The following is a 7,777-nucleotide window of genomic DNA, read 5'->3' as shown; positions in this document are numbered from 1 at the left end:
GCGACAGCCGGGCCATACACCTGCCCGTGATCAGCCCGGACGACCGAAACGGCCCGCCAGAGAAACCGACGGACCGTCACGAAAGATCGAGGCTAAGCGGTGATGGTCTTCCATCTGCCGACCGCAGTCCAGATTCCGCCAGTTTAGTGCGACCCCTGCCAGGCACGACTGTGAATATCACGATGATTCGACCCGGTCTTCAGTAAGTTCCCGGAGGAGGCAGGCTGACTGCGCCTATAGGTTTGTGTCCTTGAAAAGAGTGAGCGCCCCGAGGCCGGCCTCTGCGGTTTTGTGGTGGCTCGGCGGCCCGCGCGCCCTGTTTCGATGGCCGCGTGTGCCGCTTTCGCGGCTCAATGAAGGCGAGAAGGCGGTATGAGGGAGAGAGGTGCAGCTTCCTTTGCCGGTGCTGGAAGCGGCACGGCGCGAGGACTGGACTCTGCGGACATCGTGGTGGTCGGGGGCGGCATCATCGGTCTCTGCACGGCATACGAGCTGCGTAAGCGGGGCTTCGACGTCGTCATTGTGGAACAGCGGTTCTTCGCGTTCGGCGCTACGGGCCGCAACCCGGGTTCACTGTGGTTGCAGGTGCGCCGCACAGGCACGGAGTTGGAGCTCGCCCGAAGAGGGCGTGAGGCATATGCCGCGCTGGAACGGGAGCTGGGCCCGACCTTCGAGTTCCGTCGCAACGGTGGGCTCTTCTTCTACGAGACCGACACCCAGGTCGCACACGTGGAGCGCTACGCCGAGGACCGCAAGAAGGCGGGACTCCAGGTCTCCATGGTGACCCGCCGCGAAGCGCGGAAGCTGTCGCCGATCCTCCCTGACACCGCCCTCGGCGGGGTGTACTGCCCGGACGACGCCCAGATCGACGCACAGGCCTTCGCCCGCGGCATGGGCAGTGCATGCCTGCGCCGGGGCGTGCGCGTGTATGAGAACACCGCCGTGCTGGGGACCATGCGACGGGGTGACACGGTTGTGGGCGTTCGTACGGTGCGCGGAGAGGTGCATGCCAACGCCGTGGTGTGGGCCACGGGAGCTTGGTCGGTGAACCTTCGCTCCGAGGGCATCGACCTGCCCATTCATACGACGCGGGTCGGTCAGCTGGTCACACAGCCCGTGGCCGCCGCACCCGGCCCGATCCTGCACGGCCCGCGAGGTGTGGCCGACTGCGGCGCCCTCACCGACCTCCCCGGGCACGACCCCGCGGCCTTCCCGGAGCCGCCCCCCTTGAACATGACCGCCGGCGATCTCGGGTACGCCGACACACTCGCGCAGAGCACCGAAGGGTCGCTTCTCGTCGGCAACAGTGTGGACGGCCGCGGCTCGCTCAACCCCCACATCAGCCTGTCGGCCACCCAAACCATGATCAACACTGCGCTTGACCGCACTGGCAAGCTCGGCGAGCTAGGAGTCACCGGCCTGTGGGCGGGGCTCGTGGGTACCACCCCCGACCAGCTGCCGATCGTCGACAAGATCGACGGCCTCTACGTCAACACGGGGCACTCCTTCGGGATCGCCACCGGCCCCACGTCCGCAGAGGTACTCGCCCAGATAATCGTCGACGAGCCGTGCGACTTGCGAGAGCATCTAGCCGCGGACCGGCCGGGCCTGCATGCCAGGACCGGGACGACGACACCCCAGCCCTGAGCGCGTCGCGGCACACGGAATCCCTGCTCGCTGAACAGGGATTCCTCGTGCTCGGGCATGGCCGATCTTGACGGTTGATCGGCAACCGCCCCTTGGGACCGAGGCCGTACGAGCGGCCCGCGCCCTCCGGCACAGCGACAAGTGGAACCGGGAGCACACCCCGCGCGCCGACACCGCGGGCACCAGCCGGCAACACCACACACCACCGGCCTGAGCCGCACACCCGGCAGAACCACAGACGTCACGTCGGCAGCCTGGAAACGGCACTGTGCCCGGTCGCGCGGTTGAGGCCGCACCATCGCTGGGCAGCCGTAGAGTTACGTGTGAAGAGGCAGCGCTCCCGATGCGGCGCACGACTTGAGTTCCCTTCAATGGAGGCCCGGTGGCCATCACCGAAACAACCTCATCGCGAACGCCTCATGGCGCTCACAAGGCCGACGTCGAGATGCAACGGAGGGTCGAGTGGCATGACACCGACGCCGCCGGCCATCACCATGGCACCGCCATCATCCGCTGGGTGGAGTCCGCCGAGGCCGAGTTGTTCCGCAGCCGCGGGCTGGGGCACCTCTACGGCCGCATGCCGCGGGTACGGCATGAGGTCGACTACCTGAGCCGTCTCTTCTTCGACCAGTGCATCACCGTCCGCCTGTTCCTCGAGCGGCTGGGAAACACCTCGTTGGCCTACCGGTTCGAGGTCCACGGTCCGGATGGGCCGGCGGCTCGGGGCAGAGTCGTCGCCGTCCACTGCGATGCCGAAACGGGCTCTGCCTCGCCCTTGCCGGACGAGGTGCGCACCGCTTTGACCAGCACCGCCGAATAGACGGCTGTGAGCCGGACACCCCCGGCTCACAGCCGACTGTCCTGCTCCCGGGCTGACCGGTCCGCAAGAGCGCCGGCGTCCAGCGGCAGCACAACCGGTACCGCGGGCGGGAGCGGGCCGGCACCGGGCCCGGGCACGAGGCGCACTGCCCCGGGCCCGGCACATGCTGAAGCAGGCGCCGGCGGCGCACGTGTCGTTCTCCCCCCTTCGACGAAAAGGCAAGAAGGACGGTCAACTTGTGTGCGAGGCCGCCTACTTCATCTGCTGGGCGCAGGGCCCTGGAAAAGTCACAACCCATGGTGACGATTACAGGAAACCGGCCAGTTGTTGGCCTCTTGGCCACTGACTACCGTCCCGAGCAGCAATCCGACGGCCGACTCCCCCAGAGGAGGTGTGGCACAGACCCGCTCCGTGGCGCAGGCGCGGAATTCATAGAACCGTCGATGGGCAGTCCGTGCACAACGACTTCACGCACAATTCGTGACTTACGAAGGGAAACCACGGTGACGACTACGGCCCGAGTCGCCTCAGCCGATGACTCGCCCGGGGGACTGGTCGAGGAGATCGAACAGCAGGCTCGGCAACGGCCTGACGCCATCGCGATCATCGATGGTCTCTCCACGCTGACCTATCAGCAGATGTGGGCCGACGTCGAGGCACGCGCGCACAGCCTCCGGCGGGCAGGTGTCGCCGCGGGAGACCGGATCGCCCTGGTCGCGGAGAACTCCGCTGACTTCCTCGTCTTCGCCATGGCGATCTGGCGCGCCGGAGGCGTGCTTGTCACCATCTACCCGTCGACCACCGTGCCCGACCTCGCATACTGCCTGACCAACAGTGATCCCGTACTGGTCCTTACGGACGCGCACACTCGACAGAAAGTCGAGGAGGCCGCCCCTGCGCTGCCGCTCGCCTCTGTCTCGGACGACGAGCCGGACATTCCTCCGACTCGGCAGGACACGTTGCCGAACCCGGACACAGACCGTGGACGGCTCGGCCTGATCTGCTTCACCTCTGGCACCACGAGTCGGCCCAAGGCCGTCATGATCTCCCATGAAGCACTCCATAACGGAGCCATGACCTATTCAGCGATGTGGCATCTCGGCTCGTCCGACCGCACCGTGGTGGCCCTGCCGATGGCCTGGCTCTACGGTCTGGACACAACAGCCATGGCGACGCTGGTGCGCGGAGGGTCGGTGATCGCGCTACGCCGAGCGCGGCCGGACGTGCTGGTCGAGGCGATATCGACGCACGGTGCGACCTTCCTGCCCGGGGTCACCACGATGTTTGTGAAGTTGGTCAACTACCTGGACGAGACCGCAGACACACCCGACCTCACATCGCTTCGGTTCTGCCTGTCCGCCGGTGAGCCGCGTAACGAACGTGCCTTCCTACGATGGGTGACACACACCGGAGTGCCGATCTTCGACAACTATTCCGCCTCCGAATGTTTTCCATTGGTGACGTACGACCCGGCCCAGAGCCCGGAGCCGATACCCGGAGCAGCCGGGGTTGTCGCTCCGCATTCTGAGCTCAAGGTGGTCGACAGCAACGGACACGAGGTGGCAGCCGGCGAGATCGGCGAGGCATGGGGACGCGGCCCTGGGGTCATGCTCGGCTATTGGCGCAACGAAGAACAGACTCGTGCGGTGCTCACCGATGACAACTGGTACCGAACCAGCGACCTGGTCCGCGTCGACGAGGCCGGCTATGTCCACGTGGTCGGCCGACTGTCCGACATGATCATCCGGGGAGGCAGCAATGTTTCGCCGGCCGAAGTCGAACGGACCCTGCGCTCACACCCCGACATCGCTGACGCCTGTGTGGTCGCCCTGCCTGACGACATCTACGGACAAGAGGTCGTCGCAGCCATCGTCATCTCAGGCGACGCCCCGCTCGATGTCGCGGACGCTCTTCAGTTCTGCCGGAACAACCTGCCCGCCTATAAGGTGCCGAGCCGAGCGATAATCCTCGATGAGCTACCGCTGAGCGCCACCACCGGAAAAGTCGACCGCCGTCGAGTCGGCGACCTGCTACGGCACGGCTCGATTGCCGCCGGCTGACTTCTTTGCGGGTCTGCCCGGCTCGCCCACTGCCGAAATGGATCGGACCAATGTCGATCGCAACCGAACGTGCGCGAAAAACCCTCGTCATCAGGCTTGATCGCCCGGCGAAACGCAATGCCGTCGACCGGGACATGTCGTTGGCCCTGGACGCCGCGCTGAACACCCTCGAAGATGACCCCGGCCTGCGCGCCGCAGTGATCACGGGCCACGACTCGGTCTTCTCCGCCGGCAGCGATCTGCGCAATGCCCCCGGGGACACCTGGACCGACCGAGGCGGGGAGTACGGCCTCATTCGCCGTCGGCGGGCCAAGCCGCTCATCGCAGCAGTGGAAGGGCTTGCCTACGGCGGAGGTTTTGAGATCGCCCTTGCCTGCGACATGATCGTCGCCTCGGCAACCGCGACTTTCGCCTTCCCCGAGGTGCTTCGAGGGGTGCTGGCAGCCTCGGGCGGGCTCTTTCGCGCACCGCGAGCCCTCCCGCTGCATATCGCGAAGGAGATGTTGCTCACCGGCCGGCCCTTGACCGCCGAGCGCGCTCAGACGCTCGGACTGGTCAACCTTCTCAGCGAGCCCGGACAAGCACTTGCGCAGGCACTGTTGATCGCTGACGACGTGGCCGCCGCTTCCCCGGTGTCCGTCGAGGCGACGATGCGTGCCATCGCCGATGTCGTGGAACGCGAGGACGAGCAGGCATGGCAGGCGACGGCCGATGCCTTCGCCGTGGTTCGGCAAGGTCCTGACGAGCGCGAAGGCATCAGTGCGTTCTTCGAGAAACGCCCACCGAAGTGGATGGGCGATCAGATCTCCGACCGCTAGGACCCGCCCCAGCAGGCCACGACGCCGCTCCAGTGACACAGCTCCGCCCAGCGGGCGCCGGGAAGCACCTCACGCCGCGGAGATTCCCCCGTTGACGCTGATGGCCTGTCCGGTCAGGCGGGCGGCCGCCGGACCGCCGAGAAACACGATCATTTCGGCCTGATCGTCAGCGGACGGCAAGCCGAGATGTGCCTGTGCCGCGGCGCGCTCGAAGAGCTTCTTGCTGAAGCCTTCGGCCAATGCGCGTTCCGTCGTGGGTGTTCCCGAGATCAGCGACGGGGTCAGGGCGTTGACACGGATTCCGTTGCGCTTGACCTCCAAGGCGGCAGCCCGAGTGAACATCACGATGGCCGCCATGGCTGCGCCGAGCACTGTTTCGCCCGGAGTGGCGATCTTGGCGGCATCGGATGCGACATTGACGATGCTGCCCCCGCCCTGCTCGCTCATGAAAGGCAATACCGCACGCGTCAACAGCATGGGAGGTATCGCTTGCGCTGCCAGAATATTCGGAATATCGGCCAGGGGAGTGTGGTGAAGCAGCTCCGGTCGAAAGGCCGGAGCTGAGATCGAGTTCACCAGGACGTCGATACGTCCCAGTGCGGCGTGCGCCCGGTCGATCGCTGACTGAACCGACGCCGGATCCATCGCGTCGAAGGGCACATGAACGATCTCGGCCGCCTTGCCGTGCTGCGCGAGCAATGCCGACCGCGCCGCTGCGCCACGCGCCGGATCAAATGACAGCAACGCCACTCGTCGCACGCCGGCGCCGATGAAGCGCGACGCCGAGGAGTACCCGATGCCCGAAGAACCGCCGGCGACGACAACACGGGCGTCCGGATAGTTCGGAGCCCAAAGATCCTCAGTGGTCACAGTAAATCTCCTCCATGATGTCGATCGAGGGCGGGAATCGGGGCAGTGCCGGCTCGACGGGTAACGTCTTAGACGGAAACTCAGCCCCATCGTTTCGATTGCTGCAGTCCTTGGCGATCAGTAGCTCCACGAAGTATGCGGTGGTGCGTCGTAGACAGACCAATGCCCTGCCTGACCTCGATCGGGCACGTCCGGCGACGACGACGGCCCGTGCTGCTGTGTCGCGTCGAGGAGTTCTCCTGTTCCCTTGTGAAACCAGGGCCCGTGGTTCAGGGGAAAACTGAACGTCGGCCGCGCTCTTTGGAAAGACACCAATGGGGTGCGGACGTCCCTTTGGCTACTGTGAAATCCGCAGACCAGATGGATTCCGAAGAGCCCGGTGGAGTACGAATGACAGCGCAGCATCCGCATGAAAACGAACCCTACTGGCGGTCCAGCATCAGCCGGGTCGACCCGGAGAAGGTCTTCATTCGTGGATACGACCTCGAAGACCTGATAGGAGGCGTGTCCTTCACGTCGGCCTCTTTCCTGCTGATCAGGGGGCGCCTGCCCAGCCCTCGCGAGAGCCGCGTGCTGGACGCCGTGCTCACCGCCGTCCTCGACTACGCACTGGAGAAGCCCGGGACCGCTGCGGCCCGGTATGTCGTGTCCGCCAATCCCAGCATGGTGGCCGGTCTCGCCGCCGCGACGATGGCCGTCGGCAAGTACACCTTGGCGACGGAGGACACCGCGCGGTTCATTGTCGCAGCGCACGCCGACTTCCTGGAGTCGGGTGAGGCACTGGAGACCTTCGCGGCGAACTTGGCCGAATCCATGGCAGCCCGTAAGGAGCGCATTCCCGGCCTGGGCCACCCGGTCTTCAAGAAGGTCGACCCGCGCGCCGCGATCCTACGGGAAACGGCGGTCAGGGAGGGACTGTGGAACGGGCCGGCGCTGCTGTACGAGGCGATTCACCGGGCATTCACGGCCCGGCCCGGCAAGGCGGACATCCCCATCAATGACGTGGGCGCCATGGCCGCCGTACTTGTTGCACTGGGCTTCACCCCGGAAGAGAGCACAGGTCTCGCCGTGATCTCGACACTGCCCGGTGTGGTGGCCCATATCTCCGAAGAGCTGGCCCACGGAAAGCCACTCCGGATCATCCCCGGCGAATCCGTTGCCTACGACGTCGAGGCGGGCAAGGACTTCAAGGCTGACTGGAAGGAAGCAGGCTGGACTCCCGCATCCTAGCCGGAGGATTTCGGCTTTGACCGGAATCCCTCTCTCATGCGCCGGGACTTCGAGCCCTACCACGCGCGTGTGTTGACCCGTCTCAACCGGAAGAACAGCAAGGGGTTCGGCCCTTGGAGCCGGACCCTGGAGATACCTGTCTCCTGGTACCTCGACGATTTCCCGGCACCGGAGAACCTGCCGCGCAGTGTATGACACAGAATTGAGAGCAAGGCCATGCAATTTGCCGCGATCATTGTGTCGCTGGTCCTGATCGTGGTCGGTGTGGCTCTGTTCGGCCGCGCCCTCCTTCAGCTGTATGCCTTCATGCGTCTTGGTCAGCCGGTGCCGGC

6 protein-coding genes are annotated in these 7,777 nt (G+C 65.7%); 5 read left to right on the top strand and 1 reads right to left on the bottom strand.

What is annotated here, in order from left to right:
• Window positions 1-447: 447 nt before the first annotated feature.
• The 4 genes from ABT245_RS45290 (at window position 448) to ABT245_RS45275 (ending at window position 5,345) form a co-directional block, all read left to right on the top strand.
• Entirely contained in the window at window positions 448-1,647 is a 1,200-nt protein-coding gene (locus tag ABT245_RS45290; RefSeq protein ID WP_351746852.1) for an NAD(P)/FAD-dependent oxidoreductase, read from the top strand.
• 382 nt (window positions 1,648-2,029) lie between these two features.
• Window positions 2,030-2,467 carry an acyl-CoA thioesterase gene (locus tag ABT245_RS45285; RefSeq protein ID WP_351746849.1) on the top strand — a complete coding sequence of 146 codons (438 nt, stop codon included), beginning with the start codon at window positions 2,030-2,032 and terminating at the stop codon, window positions 2,465-2,467.
• Between the two features lie 503 nt (window positions 2,468-2,970).
• The gene (locus ABT245_RS45280; RefSeq protein ID WP_351746847.1) at window positions 2,971-4,527 is read left to right on the top strand and encodes a class I adenylate-forming enzyme family protein; all 1,557 of its coding nucleotides are present in this window, start codon (window positions 2,971-2,973) and stop codon (window positions 4,525-4,527) included.
• A gap of 50 nt (window positions 4,528-4,577) precedes the next feature.
• On the top strand, window positions 4,578-5,345 hold the full coding sequence (locus ABT245_RS45275; protein ID WP_351746844.1) for an enoyl-CoA hydratase-related protein: 768 nt from the start codon (window positions 4,578-4,580) through the stop codon (window positions 5,343-5,345).
• A gap of 69 nt (window positions 5,346-5,414) precedes the next feature.
• Here ABT245_RS45275 and ABT245_RS45270 read toward each other — a convergent pair whose 3' ends face one another.
• On the bottom strand, window positions 5,415-6,215 hold the full coding sequence (locus ABT245_RS45270; protein ID WP_351746841.1) for an SDR family NAD(P)-dependent oxidoreductase: 801 nt from the start codon (window positions 6,213-6,215) through the stop codon (window positions 5,415-5,417).
• A gap of 342 nt (window positions 6,216-6,557) precedes the next feature.
• Here ABT245_RS45270 and ABT245_RS45265 point away from each other — a divergent pair, with 342 nt between their 5' ends.
• Window positions 6,558-7,445, top strand: a complete 888-nt coding sequence (locus tag ABT245_RS45265) for a citryl-CoA lyase (protein WP_351746838.1) — start codon at window positions 6,558-6,560, stop codon at window positions 7,443-7,445.
• The last annotated feature ends 332 nt before the right edge of the window (window positions 7,446-7,777 follow it).

Origin of the sequence: Streptomyces sp. NPDC001508, assembly GCF_040298665.1 — a bacterium.
In the GTDB taxonomy this organism is placed as follows: domain Bacteria; phylum Actinomycetota; class Actinomycetes; order Streptomycetales; family Streptomycetaceae; genus Streptomyces.
Note: the sequence above shows the minus strand (reverse complement) of the source record. Positions and strands in the feature narration are given on the sequence as shown.

What these genes read in the sequence shown, in the direction of transcription:
- ABT245_RS45275 (WP_351746844.1), top strand. Translation starts at nt 4,578, where the DNA reads ATGTCGATCGCAACCGAACGTGCGCGAAAAACCCTCGTCATCAGGCTT.